Origin of the sequence: Streptomyces spongiae (genome assembly GCF_009377185.1) — a bacterium.
Lineage (GTDB): Bacteria > Actinomycetota > Actinomycetes > Streptomycetales > Streptomycetaceae > Streptomyces > Streptomyces spongiae.
Genome location: NZ_VJZC01000073.1, coordinates 1 through 16332, shown reverse-complemented (window position 1 = coordinate 16332; position 16332 = coordinate 1). Strand labels below are relative to the sequence as shown.

The 16332-nt window shown below is 70.9% G+C and carries 14 protein-coding genes; 5 read left to right on the top strand and 9 right to left on the bottom strand.

The window, feature by feature from the left end; all coding sequences use genetic code 11:
• Window positions 1-4: 4 nt before the first annotated feature.
• Both FNH08_RS13645 and pdhA read right to left on the bottom strand, forming a co-directional pair.
• The gene (locus FNH08_RS13645; RefSeq protein WP_152771743.1) at window positions 5-1000 is read right to left on the bottom strand and encodes an alpha-ketoacid dehydrogenase subunit beta; all 996 of its coding nucleotides are present in this window, start codon (window positions 998-1000) and stop codon (window positions 5-7) included.
• A gap of 2 nt (window positions 1001-1002) precedes the next feature.
• Window positions 1003-2223 (bottom strand): pyruvate dehydrogenase (acetyl-transferring) E1 component subunit alpha, encoded by a 1221-nt coding sequence (gene pdhA, locus FNH08_RS13640; protein WP_322724420.1) that lies wholly within the window; start codon window positions 2221-2223, stop codon window positions 1003-1005.
• Between the two features lie 480 nt (window positions 2224-2703).
• On the opposite strand from pdhA, the gene FNH08_RS13635 reads away from it, so the two are divergent.
• Window positions 2704-3735 carry a phosphotransferase gene (locus FNH08_RS13635; protein WP_407704367.1) on the top strand — a complete coding sequence of 344 codons (1032 nt, stop codon included), beginning with the start codon at window positions 2704-2706 and terminating at the stop codon, window positions 3733-3735.
• 143 nt (window positions 3736-3878) lie between these two features.
• On the opposite strand, the gene FNH08_RS13630 is transcribed toward FNH08_RS13635, so the two are convergent.
• The gene (locus FNH08_RS13630; protein WP_228034106.1) at window positions 3879-5423 is read right to left on the bottom strand and encodes a protein kinase domain-containing protein; all 1545 of its coding nucleotides are present in this window, start codon (window positions 5421-5423) and stop codon (window positions 3879-3881) included.
• 359 nt (window positions 5424-5782) lie between these two features.
• Between FNH08_RS13630 and FNH08_RS13625 the strand changes: the two genes are divergently transcribed.
• Window positions 5783-7492 (top strand): protein kinase domain-containing protein, encoded by a 1710-nt coding sequence (locus FNH08_RS13625; protein ID WP_152771742.1) that lies wholly within the window; start codon window positions 5783-5785, stop codon window positions 7490-7492.
• A 126-nt stretch (window positions 7493-7618) separates the two neighbouring features.
• Here the strand turns inward: FNH08_RS13625 and FNH08_RS13620 are convergent, their stop codons facing one another.
• Window positions 7619-8158: a bacterial proteasome activator family protein gene (locus tag FNH08_RS13620; RefSeq protein ID WP_152771741.1), complete on the bottom strand. Its 540-nt coding sequence runs from the start codon at window positions 8156-8158 to the stop codon at window positions 7619-7621.
• Between the two features lie 138 nt (window positions 8159-8296).
• On the opposite strand from FNH08_RS13620, the gene FNH08_RS13615 reads away from it, so the two are divergent.
• The gene (locus FNH08_RS13615; protein WP_322724418.1) at window positions 8297-8818 is read left to right on the top strand and encodes a hypothetical protein; all 522 of its coding nucleotides are present in this window, start codon (window positions 8297-8299) and stop codon (window positions 8816-8818) included.
• A 106-nt stretch (window positions 8819-8924) separates the two neighbouring features.
• Here the strand turns inward: FNH08_RS13615 and FNH08_RS13610 are convergent, their stop codons facing one another.
• Window positions 8925-9905, bottom strand: a complete 981-nt coding sequence (locus FNH08_RS13610; RefSeq protein WP_152771740.1) for an NAD(P)H-quinone oxidoreductase — start codon at window positions 9903-9905, stop codon at window positions 8925-8927.
• Window positions 9906-10190: 285 nt separating this feature from the next.
• Between FNH08_RS13610 and FNH08_RS13605 the strand changes: the two genes are divergently transcribed.
• Together FNH08_RS13605 and FNH08_RS13600 are read left to right on the top strand one after the other, a co-directional pair.
• Complete coding sequence (locus FNH08_RS13605; protein WP_152771739.1) at window positions 10191-11237, top strand: ATP-binding cassette domain-containing protein; 1047 nt, start codon at window positions 10191-10193, stop codon at window positions 11235-11237.
• Window positions 11234-12082: an ABC transporter permease gene (locus FNH08_RS13600; protein ID WP_152771738.1), complete on the top strand. Its 849-nt coding sequence runs from the start codon at window positions 11234-11236 to the stop codon at window positions 12080-12082. The genes FNH08_RS13605 and FNH08_RS13600 overlap by 4 nt, the downstream gene beginning before the upstream one ends.
• Before the next feature lie 85 nt (window positions 12083-12167).
• Here the strand turns inward: FNH08_RS13600 and FNH08_RS13595 are convergent, their stop codons facing one another.
• The 4 genes from FNH08_RS13595 to FNH08_RS13580 all read right to left on the bottom strand — a co-directional run.
• Window positions 12168-13265 (bottom strand): potassium channel family protein, encoded by a 1098-nt coding sequence (locus FNH08_RS13595; RefSeq protein ID WP_322724416.1) that lies wholly within the window; start codon window positions 13263-13265, stop codon window positions 12168-12170.
• A gap of 55 nt (window positions 13266-13320) precedes the next feature.
• A complete protein-coding gene (locus FNH08_RS13590) occupies window positions 13321-14685 on the bottom strand; it encodes a molybdopterin molybdotransferase MoeA (RefSeq protein WP_152771737.1) in 1365 nt (454 codons plus the stop codon).
• Window positions 14682-15602, bottom strand: a complete 921-nt coding sequence (locus FNH08_RS13585) for an NTP transferase domain-containing protein (protein ID WP_152771736.1) — start codon at window positions 15600-15602, stop codon at window positions 14682-14684. The genes FNH08_RS13590 and FNH08_RS13585 overlap by 4 nt, the downstream gene beginning before the upstream one ends.
• Before the next feature lie 25 nt (window positions 15603-15627).
• Window positions 15628-16332 (bottom strand): dihydrolipoamide acetyltransferase family protein (locus FNH08_RS13580; RefSeq protein ID WP_194238477.1); only part of this gene is annotated, 705 nt, incomplete at its 5' end.

Here is a 16332-nt window from a genome sequence, read left to right as displayed (position 1 = left end):
CTCCTCAGTACGCCAACGAGCGGTCGACGGCGTCGAGTACCCGGTCCAGGTTGGGCAGGTACTCCTCCTCCAGCCGCGCCGGCGGGTACGGGGCGTGGTAGCCGCCGACCCGCAGCACGGGCGCCTCCAGGTGGTAGAAGCACCGCTCGGTGACGCGGGCGGCGATCTCCGCGCCCGAGCCGAAGAACACCGGCGCCTCGTGCACCACGACCAGGCGGCCGGTCTTCTCCACCGAGGCCTGGATCGAGTCGAAGTCCAGGGGGGAGACCGAGCGCAGGTCCAGCACCTCCAGGGACCTGCCCTCCTCGGCGGCCGCGTCCGCGACCTCCTGGCAGAGCTTCACCATCGGGCCGTACGCGGCGAGCGTGAGGTCACTGCCCGCGCGGACGACCTGGGCCTTGTGCAGCGGGCCCGGGATCGCCTCGAAGCTGACCTCGGCCTTGTCCCAGTAGCGCCGCTTCGGCTCGAAGAAGATCACCGGGTCGTCGCTCTGGATGGCCTGCTGCATCATCCAGTAGGCGTCGGACGCGTTCGACGGAGAGACGATCTTCAGGCCCGCCACGTGCGCGAACAGCGACTCCGGGGACTCGGAGTGGTGCTCGACCGCGCCGATGCCGCCGCCGTACGGGATACGGACCACGACCGGCATCTTCACCTTGCCCAGCGAGCGGGCGTGCATCTTGGCGAGCTGGGTGACGATCTGGTCGTACGCCGGGAACACGAAGCCGTCGAACTGGATCTCCACCACCGGGCGGTAGCCGCGCAGCGCGAGGCCGATCGCCGTGCCGACGATGCCCGACTCGGCGAGCGGGGTGTCGATGACCCGGTCCTCGCCGAAGTCCTTCTGCAGTCCGTCCGTCACCCGGAACACACCGCCGAGCTTGCCGACGTCCTCGCCCATGATCAGGACCTTGGGGTCGGACTCCAAGGCCTTGCGCAGCGATTCGTTGATCGCCTTGGCCAGCGCCATGCTCTTCACTGCCACAGCCTGTGCGGTCATCGCTACTTCCCCTCCTCCACGTCGGCGAACGACGCCTGGTACGCGGCGAACTGGGCGCGCTCCTCGTCGACGAGGGCGTGACCGTCCGCGTACACGTTCTCGAAGATGGCGAAGTGGTCCGGGTCCGGCATGGCACGCACCGCTTCGCGCACTCGCCTTCCCAACGCCTCGCTCTCGGCTTCGAGTTCCGCGAAAAATCCCTCGTCCGTGTCAGTTTCGGATTCGAGATAGCCGCGCAGGCGGGCGATCGGGTCCTTCGCCTCCCAGGCCGCCCGCTCGTCGTCGTGGCGGTAGCGGGTGGGGTCGTCGGAGGTGGTGTGGGCTCCCATGCGGTACGTGTACGCCTCGACGAGGGTGGGGCCCTCGCCGCTGCGGGCGCGCTCCAGGGCCCACTTGGTGACCGCGAGGCAGGCCAGGACGTCGTTGCCGTCGACGCGGACGCCGGGGAAGCCGAAGCCCTGGGCGCGCTGGTAGAGCGGCACGCGGGTCTGCTTCTCGGTGGGCTCGGAGATGGCCCACTGGTTGTTCTGGCAGAAGAACACGACGGGGGCGTTGTAGACCGCGGAGAAGGTGAACGCCTCGGCCACGTCGCCCTGGCTGGAGGCGCCGTCGCCGAAGTACGCGATGACGGCCGAGTCCGCGCCGTCCTTGGCGACGCCCATCGCGTAGCCCGTGGCGTGCAGCGTCTGGGAGCCGATGACGATCGTGTAGAGGTGGAAGTTGTTGCTGTTCGGGTCCCAGCCGCCGTTGTTCACGCCGCGGAACATGCCGAGCAGGTTGGTCGGGTCGACGCCGCGGCACCAGGCGACGCCGTGCTCGCGGTAGGTCGGGAAGACGTAGTCGTCCTCGCGGGTGGCCCGCCCGGAGCCGATCTGGGCGGCCTCCTGGCCGAGCAGCGAGGCCCACAGGCCCAGCTCGCCCTGGCGCTGCAGCGCGGTGGCCTCGGCGTCGAAGCGTCGGGTGAGCACCATGTCGCGGTAGAGGCCGCGGAGCTCTTCGGGGGTGATGCCGGCGACGTAGGAGTCGTACTCGGCGTTCTTGATCCGCTTGCCCTCGGGCGTCAGCAGCTGGACGAGCTCGGGCTCGGTGCCGGGCGCCTTCTTCGCGGCGGTACGGCTGGTGGTGCTCTTGGTGCCGGTGGTGCTGCGCTTGGTGCCGGTCGAACCGGCCTTGCTCCCGGCGCTGCGTCGCGGCTTGCGCGCGGCAGTGCTCTCCACGGTCACGTGTGCTCCTCCGTCGGTCCGGCCCCCGGGATTGCCGGGAAACCAGTGCGGCTCGCCTGGTCCCGATACCCGTGCACGGGGTGGGTGCCCTCGGCCGGGAACAGGCGTGACAGGTGCCCCGGCGAGCGCCCTGCACAAGGCACGTTACCCAGTGCTCCACATTCCTGTGAAACCCCTCCTGACCTGCGTTTTTCCTTGGATATCCAAGTATTTTTTGCTCGGATCTCCAAGTAAATCGCCTCGCCGGGAACAGCTGCTGGTCACAGCACTGGTTACAGCCTCGCAGGGGGCCGGAACACCGGCACGTTATCCCGGTCACCCCGGGCTCGGGAAGAGTTCTCCTTGTGGATACCTCATGCCCGTTCGGCGTAGCGGGGGCAGATGCCCGGCGCGCCAGTTCGAGCACATCATGTGACCGAAGACGACTTTCTGTGACAAGGCCGAGTTCAGCGGCCCGGCTTGTGCCCTAACATCTGGCGCGTGCCGCGCTCATCTGTACCGACCCTGGTGTCCCCCGCGCCCCCTCTCGGCGCCCTGCTGAAGCGGTACGCCGCCGGATCCGCACTCACCTGTGACCCTGTCGACCAGGGACTGCTCAACCGCGGCTACCGGCTGTGCACGACCCGCGGCCGGTACTTCCTCAAGCACCACTTCGACCCCGAGACCGCCGATCCGTCCGCCATCGCCCGTCAGCACCGGGCGACCCAGCGGCTCGCGGACCTGGGCGTCCCCGTGGTTCCACCCCTGGCCGGCCGCGACGGGCGCACGGTCGCGGTCGTCGGCGGCCACGCGTACGCCCTGCACCCGTGGATCGACGGCCGTCACCGCCACGGCGGCCAGCTCAGCACCAGGCAGTGCGGACGGCTCGGGGCGCTCCTCGGGGTGGTGCACGCGAGCCTGGAGAGGGTGATGCCGCCCAGGGGCCGGGCGGCCACCGAGCCCGCCCCGAGCGCCGACCCCGCCGACACCTTCACGCTCATCGACGCCCTCCTCGCCCGCGTACGCCGCCACCGGCCGGCCGACGCCTTCGACGAGCTCGCCCGGTACCGGCTCCTGGAGCGGCGCGTCCTGCTGGAGCGGCACAGGGGCCAACGGCCGCCGCGGGCCGGTTCGGTGGGCTGGGTGCACGGGGACTTCCACCCGTTCAACGTGCTCTACCAGGACGACGTCCCGGCCGCGATCGTCGACTGGGACCGGCTCGGTGTGCAGCCCCGCGCGGAGGAGGCGGTCCGGGCCGCGATGATCTTCTTCGTACGGCCCACGGGCACCCTCGACCTGCCGAAAGTGCGGTCCTACGCGCGCGCGTACCGCCGTACCGCGGGCGCGGCGCCTTCCGAACTCACGGCCGCCGTGCACCGGGTGTGGTGGGAGCGCCTCAACGACTTCTGGATGCTGCGCTGGCACTACGAGCGCGGGGACATCCGCGCCGACTGCCAGTTCCCGGCGTCCTCCGCGCTGGTGGTGTGGTGGACCCGGGAGTACGAGGCGGTGTGCGAGGCATTCGCGGGCTGAGCACACGGACCGCTCCACGCGCGCGTGGAGCCCGTTTCGGGGCCGGGAGAAACGGCACGCGCGCGTGGAGCCCGTTTCCGGGTCGCACGCGCGCGTGAAGGCCGTTGTTCAGGGGGTCCGGGTCGTCCGGTCCGGAGCCCTCGTCAGGGCCCGCCCTCCTCGCCACCGTCCGTGACGCCGCCCGTCGGCAGGCTCGGGGTCTCCTCGCCGTCCGACGGCGTCGGCTCCTCCTCCGACGGCTCCTCCTCGCTCTGGGTCGCGGTGTTCGAGGGCTGACCGGTCGGGGTCGGCGTGTAGGACGGGGTGAAGCTCGGGGACTGCGTGTAGGACGGCGTGTAGTCCGGGTTGGAACCCGATCCCGTCTCCTCCTCGGTGACCTCGTCCGTCGCCTCGTCGCTGGGCGTGGCGCTGGAGTCCTTGTCCTCCTTGGACGGCGTGGCGGTCGGCGACTGCTTGGTTCCGCCGCCGCCTCCCCCGCCGCCCGAGTTGTTCAGCGCGAGCGCGACGCCCGCCGCGATGGCGACGACGGCGAGCACAGCGAGGATCCACAGCTTGCCTCGGCCGCTGCCCCGGTTGCCGTGTCCCTCGAAGCCCCCGTCGTCCCGGCCCCCGCCGCCCGGCAGGATCGGCTGCGGGATCTGCGTGGTCCCCGACTCCCCGGGGTGCGGCATCGCGGTCGTGCCGGCGAAGCCCGCGGCCGGGGTCTGCCTGCCGTCGTGCATGGTCACGGGCCCGGTGTTCCAGGTGCCGGTGTGGCCGCCCTGGTCGTACAGCATCTGCAGGCCGTACTGGACCAGTCCGCGCATCTCCTCGGCCGTCTGGAACCGGTCGTCCGGCTCCTTGGCCAGCGAGCGCATCACGAGCCCGTCGAGCTCCGGCGGCGCCCCGTCGGAGACCTGGGAGGGAGGCACCGGGATGTCCTGAACGTGCTGGTAGACCACCGACAGCGGGGTCTCGCCGACGAACGGCGGCCGCAGCCCGAGGAGTTCGTACAGCAGGCAGCCGGTCGCGTACAGGTCGGAGCGGTGGTCGACGGCCTTGCCGAGCGCCTGCTCCGGGGACAGGTACTGGGGCGTGCCCATGACCATGCCGGTCTGCGTCATGGTCGACTGCGCGCCGTGCAGGGCGCGCGCGATGCCGAAGTCCATCACCTTCACGGCACCGGTGTCGGTGATGATGACGTTGGCCGGCTTGATGTCGCGGTGCACGATGCCGTGCTGGTGCGAGTAGGCGAGCGCCTCCAGCACCCCGGAGACGATGATCAGCGCCTGCTCGGGCCCCGGGGCCTCGGCGTTGAGCAGCAGGTCACGGATCGTGCGGCCCTCGACCAGCTCCATCACGATGTACGGCACGGGGGTGCCGTTCACGACGTCCTCACCGGAGTCGTACACCGCGACGATGGCATGGTGGTTGAGCCCGGCCACCGACTGCGCCTCGCGCGTGAAGCGCGCCTTGGAGACGGGGTCCTCGGCAAGATCGGAACGCAGCAGCTTGACCGCGACCGTACGGCCGAGGCGCACGTCCTCGGCCGCGAACACCTCGGCCATGCCACCACGGCCGAGTCTGCCGGTCAGCCGATAACGGCCGTCCCCGACAAGCCCACCATTGCCCCACATCTCCGGCGCGTCTGACATACCGCCGCCAGCCGCCTCGGGGTCGGACGGGCCCTGAGCGCGCTGCTGTGCCATCAGTCCTCGCCGTCGTTTCTGCCCGCGGTCCGCGCGGTCGTTGTTACGGTCTTCCGTCGGGCCACGCTACAGCCTCTGCGCAAGGCACCGGTCCGACTCGGATGCGGGAAGGATTCAGGATGGATCCGGCCATGAAACCTTCCACGCCGCCCGTCGTGCAAATTCTGTGTACCGCTCGTACGACCCCGGTAACGCTTCCGCGACGCTTCTTTCGCGTACGGTCACGGATCGGGCACCACGCTTGACGTGTCAGTGCCCTGGGGCAGACTTGGCCGGGAATCACTCAGTGCAGCACGAGGATCGCCGAACGCGGGAGCCACGCCGGCAACTTGGCCCGCGCCGATGGGGGACGCAGAAACATGAGCCACGACGGCGCACAGGGCCGGTATGCGGGGGGTTCGCTCGCCGGCGGCCGCTATGAGCTTCGCGATCTGCTCGGGCAGGGCGGCATGGCCTCGGTGCACCTCGCCTACGACTCGGTGCTGGACCGACAAGTGGCGATCAAGACACTGCACACCGAACTCGGCCGCGAACAGGCCTTCCGCGAGCGGTTCCGCCGCGAGGCCCAGGCCGTGGCGAAACTCACGCACACGAACATCGTCTCGGTCTTCGACACCGGCGAGGACTCCCTGTTCGACGGCGGCTCCGCGAGCAGCTCGCCGACGCCGTACATCGTCATGGAGTACGTGGAGGGCAAGCCGCTCGGTTCGGTGCTCGACGAGGACGCCCGGCAGTACGGCGCGATGCCCGCCGACAGAGCGCTGAAGATCACCGGCGATGTGCTGGCCGCGCTGGAGATCAGCCACGAGATGGGCCTCGTCCACCGCGACATCAAGCCGGGCAACGTGATGGTGACGAAGCGCGGCGTGGTCAAGGTGATGGACTTCGGCATCGCCCGCGCCATGCAGTCCGGAGTCACGTCCATGACCCAGACCGGCATGGTCGTCGGCACACCGCAGTACCTCTCGCCGGAGCAGGCGCTGGGCCGGGGCGTGGACGCGCGCAGCGACCTCTACTCGGTCGGCATCATGCTGTTCCAGCTGACCACCGGGCGGCTGCCGTTCGAGGCGGACTCACCGCTGGCGATCGCGTACGCGCACGTCCAGGAGGAGCCGGTCGCGCCCTCCTCGATCAACCGCTCCCTTCCTCCGGCGGTGGACGCGCTGGTCGCCCGCGCGCTGAAGAAGAACCCGAACGAGCGCTTCCCGAGCGCCGAGGCCATGCGCGACGAGTGTCTGCGGGTGGCCGCCTCGCTCCAGGCCGCACCGCCGCCGAGCATCGTTCCGGGCGCACACACGTCGAGCGGCGCCGGTGTGGGCTCCGCCGTCTTCCCGCCGGTCGACCAGTCGACCCCGCCGCCGCAGGGGAGCGTGCAGACCCCGTACCAGCCCGGTCCGTACGGTCCGCCGACGCCGCCCCCGGCTCCCCAGCCGCACTCCCCGGCGTACGGCTTCCCGCAGCAGAGCGGCTACCAGATGGCGCCGCAGAACGCCGCGTACTCGCCGCAGCAGGGGGCTCCGACCCCGCCTCCGTACAACCTCACCCCGCAGCACCCGACGCCCGCCGCGGGATCCCCCGGCGGCGGCAGGAGCAACACGGGTCTCATCGCCGGCGCGGTCGTCGTCGCGCTCGTGGCGATCACCTGGTTCCTCGGGGCCCTGCTGCTGAAGGGCAACAGCGACGACGAGGGGGGCGGCACGAGCAGTGACACGAGCGCCGGCGCCTCCGCTTCGCCCTCGGAGGACTCGGAGGTCTCGGAGGACTCGGAGGACTCCGGGCACAAAGGCCCGGACACCACGAAGACCATCGAGACGACGCGGTGCACGGAGCCGTTGAAGTCGTACACCGAGCCCGACAAGATCAAGATCCCGAGCTTCGAGTTCAAGAACATCGACTCGGTGAAGAAGTGCCTCCAGGCCGCGGGCTGGCGCTACAAGACCGAGGACATCGACGAGAACACGTACGGCGAGGACACGGTCATGGAGCAGTACCCCACGACAGACGACAACGTCGACCCCGACGAGATGCCGACGATCATCCTCAAGGTCTCGACAGGCGATCCGGCCTGATCCGCCGGGACCCTCCGGGCGCTTCCGCTCCGGTCATGTGGAAGGGGCCCGGTGCGACCACCGGGCCCCTTCCACATGAGTACTGGAGCAGTACTAGAGGAGTACTGGAGGAGTACTGGAGGAGTACTAGAGGTACGGTCCGCCCGAGCGGCCGCCCGTGCGCGGGTCCTCGAGACCCTCGCCTCCGACACCCGGCGGGAGGGCGCGGCGCATCTGCTCCAGCTGGGCCCGCGCGGCCATCTGCTGGGCGAACAGCGTCGTCTGGATCCCGTGGAACAGGCCTTCCAGCCAGCCGACCAGCTGTGCCTGTGCGATCCGCAGTTCCGCGTCGCTGGGGATCGCCTCGTCCGTGAAAGGCAGGGAGAGCCGCTCCAGTTCCTCGACGAGCTCCGGGGCCAGGCCGTCCTCCAGCTCCTTCACCGAGCTGGCGTGGATCTCCTTGAGGCGGGCCCGGCTCGCCTCGTCGAGAGGTGCCACCCGTACTTCCTCCAGGAGCTGCTTGATCATGCTTCCGATGCGCATGACCTTCGCAGGCTGCTCCACCTGTTCCGTCACCGGGACCTCGCGGGAGTCGTCGTCTCCTCCGCCTCCGAGCGCCATGCCGTCCTGGCCTACGACCAGGATCTGTGGGTTCTCGGGCGAGCTGTCGTTCCTCGGCATCTCCATGCCGCCATTCTCTCGCACCTCTGCCCGGTGCCGGGCACGGGATACCGGGCTTCCGGGATGCCGGGACGGTTGCGGCGTGTGACGCTGGTGTCACTGCCCTTCGCCCATCGCCCTTCGCACCGGGAAGGGGGCACTGACGTGGCTCCGTTCCTCACGGTTCGGTATCTGACGGCCCTGACGCTTCTGGTCCCGGCGGTCCCGGTCGTGACGGCTCTGGTGCCGGATGCGGGCGTCGTCCCTCGCGCCCACGCCGCCGGGCCCACCCCCCGCGCCGAGGAGTCCCGCGCCGGCAGCCGCGCGGGCGAGGGGCGGGACCGCCCGGGGCGTATCGACGAGGACGCCGAGTCCACCGAGGTGGGGACGGACGATCCGACGGACTCGGCAACCGCCACGGAGCCGGGCACGGACACGGACCCGGGCACGGACACAGGCACGGACCCGGACGCGGGCAGCCCGACGCCCCCGGAGTCCGCTCGCCCCACCGGCGCCCCCGACGACCTGCAGCACTCGGACGCCCCCGACAGCCCACAGCCCGGTGTCGCCGAGCCGGGCACCGCCGAGGGCCCCGGACTGCGGGCCCTCCCGCTCGGTGGCGGCCTGATCCTCATCGGCCTCGGCCTGGGACTGGCCTTCATCGGCCTGCGCGTACGACGGCCGTGAGGCCCTCCAGACCGCTCCGGACCGCCAGGCCACTCCGGACCATCAGGCCGATCCCGGACCGCCAGGCCGATCCCCGACCGCCAGGCCGATCCCGGACCGTCAAGTCCTACGGCGTGACCAGCAGCACCTTCCCGATGTGCCCGCTCTCCTCCAGCACCTGGTGGGCCGTCGACGCGTCGCTCATCGGCACCTCGCGGTCGACGACCGGACGTACGTGACCGGCGGCGACGAGCGGCCACACGTGCTCGCGCACGGCCGCGACGATGGCTGTCTTCTCACCGAGCGGACGGGCACGCAGGGTGGTCGCGCTGACCGCGGCGCGCTTACTGAGGAGGACACCGATGTTCAGTTCGCCCTTGACGCCACCCTGTAGGCCGATGATCGCGAGGCGGCCATTGACGGCGAGGGCCTTCACGTTCCGTTCGAGGTACTTGGCGCCCATGATGTCGAGGATGACGTCCGCGCCCGCGCCGTCCGTGGCCCGCTTGATCTCCTCGACGAAGTCCTGCTCGCGGTAGTTGATCAGGATGTCCGCGCCCAGTTCGGCGCAGTGGTCCAGCTTCTCCTTGGTGCCCGCCGTGACGGCGACCTTCGCGCCGACCGCCTTCGCGAGCTGGATCGCCATCGTGCCGATTCCGCTGGAGCCGCCGTGCACGAGGAGGGTCTCTCCCGGGCGCAGGTGGGCGATCATGAAGACGTTCGACCAGACCGTGCACGTCACCTCGGGCAGCGCGGCAGCCTGGCGGACGTCGAGCCCGTCGGGCACGGGCAGCACCTGACCGGCGGGGACGGCGACCTTCTCCGCGTATCCACCGCCCGAGAGTAGCGCGCACACCTCGTCACCCACCGCCCACCCGGAGACGCCGGGCCCCAGCGCGGCGATCCGCCCGGAGCACTCCAGACCGGGGTACGGGGAGGAGCCGGGCGGCGGGTCGTAGAAGCCCTGCCGCTGGAGCAGGTCGGCACGGTTCACGGCGCTCGCCGCCACCTCGATGAGCACTTCGCCCTCGCCGGGCTCCGGGTCCGGGACCTCGTCCCACACCAGGGCCTCGGGTCCACCGGGTTCGGGAATCGTGATCGCATACATGAGGGGGACGCTACTCCGCCGGGCCGCCCGCGTCCCAGGGCCCGGCCCCGGTGCTGCGCGGGTTCCCTCTGTGCCGCTCCCTTCGTCTGCACTGCTCCCTTCGTCTGTCCTGCTCCCTTCGTCCCAGTAGTGGTGCGGCCGCCCTCCGAGAGAGACCGTAGAGACGCACCCGCACCCTCTCGCCCGCGAAGTACTCGTACGGCGACCGATGAGTTCCGGAGATCCCGGCGGTCTCCCCTTGCACAGCCCCGTGAACCGGGCCCGTACGTGGAAGGACCCCATGACATGAGCGGACAGACGTCCGGCCTCGCGATCGAGACCGCGGGTCTGGTGAAGACGTTCGGCGAGACCCGTGCCGTCGACGGCGTCGACCTCTCCGTGCCGACCGGCACGGTGTACGGCGTCCTCGGGCCGAACGGCGCCGGCAAGACGACCACCGTGAAGATGCTCGCCACCCTGCTGCGCCCCGACGGCGGCGAGGCCCACGTCTTCGGCCACGACGTCGTGCGCGAGGCCGACGAGGTACGGAGCAGGGTCAGCCTCACCGGCCAGTACGCGTCCGTGGACGAGGACCTGACCGGCACCGAGAACCTGGTGCTGCTCGGCCGTCTCCTCGGGCACGACAAGAAGGCCGCCCGGCGGCGCGGCGAGCTGCTCCTCGAGGCCTTCGGACTGACCGAGGCGGCCGGGAAGCAGGTCAAGCACTACTCCGGCGGCATGCGGCGCCGCATCGACATCGCCGCGTCCATCCTCAACACACCCGACCTGCTCTTCCTGGACGAGCCGACGACCGGGCTGGACCCGCGCAGCCGGAACCAGGTGTGGGACATCGTGCGCGCGGTGGTCGCCCAGGGCACGACCGTGCTGCTGACCACCCAGTACCTCGACGAGGCCGACCAGCTGGCGTCCCGGATCGCCGTCATCGACCGCGGCAAGGTGATCGCGGAGGGCACGAAGGGCGAGCTGAAGGCGTCCGTCGGGGCCGGTTCCGTGCACCTGCGGCTGCGCGATGCGGCACAGCGCCCCCAGGCGGAGGAGGTGCTGCGGCTGGCGCTCGACGCGGACGTGCAGCGCGAGCCCGACCCGGTGGCACTGACGGCGCGGGTCGGCGGGGGCGCGGCCAATGGGCAGGGCGCGGCCGAGCAGGCGGCCCGCGCGCTCGCCGAGCTGGCCCGCGGCGGCATCGTCGTGGACAACTTCTCGCTGGGGCAGCCCAGCCTGGACGAGGTCTTCCTCGCCCTCACCGGACACGACACCCGGACCCAGGCACCGCAGGACACGCAGGGCGACGACACCGAGCGTCACGGCACGAAGGACGAGGCGGCGGCATGAGCACCACGACCCCCACCGAGAGCAAGGAACTCGCCCCCGTCAGCGCCGAGTCGCTGGCCGCGCTGCTGATCGCCAAGGAGCGGCCGCCGCGCCCCAGCGCTCTGTCGGCCTCACTGACCTTCGGCTGGCGGGCCATCCTCAAGATCAAGCACGTGCCCGAGCAGCTCTTCGACGTCACCGCCTTCCCGATCATGATGGTGCTGATGTACACGTACCTGTTCGGCGGCGCCCTGGCCGGTTCGCCGAGCGAGTACATCCAGTTCCTGCTGCCCGGCATCCTGGTGATGTCGGTCGTGATGATCACGATGTACACGGGTGTCTCGGTCAACACGGACATCGAGAAGGGTGTGTTCGACCGGTTTCGGTCGCTGCCGATCTGGCGGCCGTCGACGATGGTCGGCTATCTGCTGGGCGACGCCCTGCGCTACACGATCGCGTCCGTGGTGATGCTCACCGTCGGTCTGATCCTGGGCTACCGCCCCGACGGCGGGATCGTGGGGGTGCTCGCCGGGATCGCGCTGCTGGTCGTCTTCTCGTTCGCGTTCTCGTGGATCTGGACGATGTTCGGCCTGATGCTGCGCACCGAGAAGTCCGTGATGGGCGTCAGCATGATGGTGATCTTCCCGCTGACCTTCCTGTCCAACGTCTTCGTCGACCCGAAGACCATGCCGGGCTGGCTCCAGGCGTTCGTCAACAACAGCCCGATCACTCATCTGGCATCGGCGGTGCGGGAGTTGATGGCGGGTGACTGGCCGACCGCGGAGATCGCCTGGTCGCTGGGCTGGTCGGCACTGTTCGTGCTGGTCTTCGGCCCGATCACGATGCGGCTCTACAACCGCAAGTAGCCGTACGGCGTCGGGGGCGCCCACCGGGTACCGGGGGCGCCCCCTCGCTGTGCCTCGGGGCCGGTCAGGCTGGTCTCGCGGCCGGTCAGTCCTGGGGCAGTGGCCGCGTGGCGGGCGCGACCTTGGTGCTCGGAGTCGCCCGGACGATGGTGATGAGCCGGTCCGTCAGCTGGAGTTCACCGACGGACGGGTCGTCGTAGCCGAGCACCCGGTGCCCGCGCAGGACGCTGACCACGAGGTCCTCGGTCTCCCGCACACGGCGCCCCACCTCGGCCTTTATGACCGGCCGCTCGACGATGTCCAGCCCACTGCCCTGGTGGATGAGATCCTCCATGACCATGCCCGCGGCCGGGCTGAGCACGGAGAGCCCGAGCAGCCGTCCGGCCGCGCTGGCACTGGTGATGACAGCGTCGGCCCCGGACTGCTTCAGCAGCGGCGCGTTCTCCTCTTCCCGTACGGCGACCACGATCTTCGCCTTGCGGTTGAGCTGGCGGGCGGTGAGCGTGACGAGGACGGCGGTGTCGTCCCGCTGAGTGGCGATGATGATCTGCCGCGCTTTCTGGACTTCGGCCTGCAGCAGCACATCACTGCGGGTCGCGTCTCCGACTACGCCCGTGTACCCGTCGGCCGCCGCCGCGTCGATCACCTTGGAGCTCGGGTCGACGACCACGACCTGCTCCTTCTTCAGCCCCGTCGCGCAGACGGTCTGGATCGCCGAGCGTCCCTTCGTCCCGAAGCCGACAACAACGGTGTGGTCCCTCAAGGCCGTCCTCCAACGGTTATGTCGCCATTCCTCACGTGTGCGCTCCGTGAGGACCTCGAGCGTGGTGCCGACCAGGATGATCAGAAACAGCACGCGCAGGGGTGTGATCACGAAGATGTTGGTGAGCCGTGCGGCATCGCTGACCGGGGTGATGTCGCCGTAACCGGTCGTGGAGAGGGTGACGGTCGCGTAGTAGAAGGAGTCGAGGAGGTCGACACCGCCGTCGGAGTTGTCCTTGTAGCCGTCGTGGTCGGCATAGACGATGAAGGCGGTCGCGACCAGCACGAGGAGAGCCATCGCCAGCCGTTTGCCGACCTGTCGTATCGGGCGCTCGACGGTCCGTTTGGGGAGCTTCACCTGGTGGGTCACGAGACGCTCGTCCGCCTGCCGAGCTATCACGTCCTGGCCCGGAAGTTTCACGTGAAACGCTCCCCGATCCCCGATTCGGTCTCCACGATCCTGCACATGCTCTGTTTCACGTGAAACACACCTGAATTCCCGCGGTAGCCCACGGCAGATCGATGAGTTCCAGCACCTGCCCGGGACGGCCGCCACCCGGCGGCACCACGGCCAGGGCGTCGGCGGCGGCGATACCGCGCAGCATGGCGGGACCGTTGTAGTGCAGCGGTACGGCCTGGTCGGCGCGGAGGGTCACGGGAACGAGCCGGGTATCGCGCGGGTGACCGTGCACGGCGTCCTTGAGGGGCAGCGCGTACGGCTCCGGGGCGGCACGTCCCGCAAGGGTCCGCAGCAGGGGCTCGGCGAGGGTGAGCAGCCCGGAGACAGCCGCCAGGGGGTTGCCGGGGAGCCCCACGAGGTGCTGGTTCTCCCGCGTGCGGGCCAGGAGCATCGGGTGGCCCGGACGGACCTGGACACCGTCCACCAGGAGTTCGGCGTCGAGGCGGCGCAGCGTGGGGTGGACGTGGTCGACGGGGCCCGAGGCGGTACCGCCGGTGGTGACGATCAGGTCGGCGGGGGAGTTCTTCAGGGCCTCGTACAGGGCATCGGCGTCGTCCCGGACCCTGCGGACGGTCATGACCTCGGCGCCGAGCGCGCGCAGCCAGGGCGGCAGCATGGGGCCGAGTGCGTCCCGGATCAGCCCGTCGTGCGGGCGGCCTTCGGTGAGCAACTCGTCGCCGAGGACCAGGACCTCGGCCCGCGGACGGCGGATGACGGAGACCGTGTCGTACCCGGCGGCCGCGGCCAGTCCGAGCACGGCCGGCGTGATCAGGGTGCCGAGGGGCAGGAGTTGGTCGCCGCTGCGGCACTCCTGGCCGCGTGGCCGTATGTCCTGCCCGGGGACGACCTCCCTGGTCGGGTGCAGCCGGGCGTGCTCGTCGGTGTGGCCGTGCTCGCTGCGCAGGACGGCCGTGGCGTCCGGCGGGACGCGGGCGCCGGTCGCGATACGGATGGCTTCGCCGTCGGCGAGAGGCTCGGGCTGCGCGTGCCCGGCCAGCACTCCGTTCTCGCGTACGTCCCAGGGGCCGGGTCCGGCGACAGCCCAGCCGTCCATCGCGGACGTGTCGAAGGACGGCAGGTCGGTGAGGGCCGTGAGAGGGGCGGCGAGAACCAGGCCGAGGGCGTCGTCGAGGGTGACGGAGACGGGTGTACGGCGCCGGACGGAGCGGGCGGCGTGCTCAGCGGTGGCCCGTGCCTCCGGCCAGGGCGTGTCCCTGTGGCGGGTGTCCTTGGCGGAGTGCGATGCCTGCGCCGCGGGCGTGGAGGGCGACGAGGCGGGCGACGACCGGGGGGACGGCGCGCCGGGAGGGCGCCCGCCCCTGTCGTTGACCATGGCCAGCGTCTCTTCCACGTCGAGTTCCGAGGCGTCCTGGGGGGTCATCCGGCGTCCGGCCCGGCGTCGGGCGCGTTCTCGTCCGCCCAGCGGAGGGCCAGGGCGGTGGCCTTGCGGGCGGCCTCGGCGACCGCCTCAGGACCTCCTTCGGCGCGAGCCGCGGCGTACCCGACGAGGAACGTGGTCAGCGGTGCCGCGGGCCGGGCCACTCCGTGCGCGGCGTCGCGGGCGAGGTCGAGCAGGGTGCCCGTGTCGACGTCGAGGTCGATACCCAGCTCGTCCTTGACTGTGGAAATCCATTCATCCAACACGTGTCCATGCTCCCTGATACGTTCCCGGGCGGCGGCGATGTCCTCCCAGGTGTCGCAGTCGAACGACGCGACGGGGTCGGCGATGCGGGTGAGATCGAGCGCGCCGGTGAGGCGCCGCAGGGGCAGCCCGGTGAGACCGCCGTGCTCGGCGGCGAGCGCGGTGAGTTCACGCCGCAGGGCGGCGGCCCGGTACGCGGCGACGAGAGGCTGGTCACGGCCGTCGGGGTCGGTGATCAGCACACCCTCGCAGCCACGCTCTCCGAGAGCGCCCACCAGCCGCCGAACCGTCGTCTCCTCGATGAACGGCAGATCGGCGGAGAGCACGACGACGTCGGGCGCGGTGGTGTGGCTCAGGCCGGCCTCCAGCGCGGCGAGCGGGCCGCCGCCGGGCGGATCCTCGCGGGCCCACACCACGGGTCGTGCGGTCGCCCGGGGATCGGCCACGACCACCGTGGTACCGCCACCGGCACAGGCTGCCAGCACGCGGTCGAGCAGCGCCCGGCCGCCCACGCGCACCCCGGGCTTGTCCGCGCCGCCGAGCCGCCGGGCGGCGCCCCCGGCGAGCACGACGGCGTCGTACGCGGTCCCGGCGGCGCCGTCCGGGTCGGCGGCGGCGCCGGGCTGCGGCGGGCCCGGAGGGTCGTACGCGGTCATCCCCCGAGTATGCGTGCCTCGGCGATCACAGGGAACGCAGGAGCACCGCCGGCTGTTCGACGCAGTCCGCCACGTACCGCAGGAAACCGCCCGCCGTGCCGCCGTCGCACACCCGGTGGTCGAAGGTGAGCGAGAGCTGCACGACCTGCCGCACCGCCAGCTCGCCCTGGTGCACCCAGGGCTTGGGGACGATACGGCCGACGCCGAGCATGGCCGCCTCGGGGTGGTTGATGATCGGCGTGGAGCCGTCGACGCCGAACACTCCGTAGTTGTTCAGCGTGAAGGTCCCGCCGGTGAGTTCTCCGGGGGTGAGCGTCCCGGTGCGGGCCGCCTCGGTCAGCCGCGCGAACTCGGCGGTGAGCGACTCCGCGTCCCGCGCGTGTGCGTCCCGTACGACGGGGACGACGAGCCCCCGTTCGGTCTGCGCGGCGAAGCCGAGGTGCACCCGGTCGAGGCGGACGATCTCGCGGGCCGCCATGTCGACGGTGGAGTTGAGCTCGGGGAACCGTGCCAGCGCGGCGGTGCAGATCCGGGCCAGCAGGGCGAGCAGCGAGATCCTGGGCCCCTGAGCCGCGTTCATCGCCGCGCGGGCGTTCATGAGCTCCGTGGCGTCGGCGTCCACCCAGCAGGTCGCCTCGGGGATCTCGCGCCGACTGCGGGAGAGCTTGTCGGCGACGGCCCCTCGGACGCCGCGCAGGGGGATGCGGGTGCCGGGGACGGCGGTCGCAGG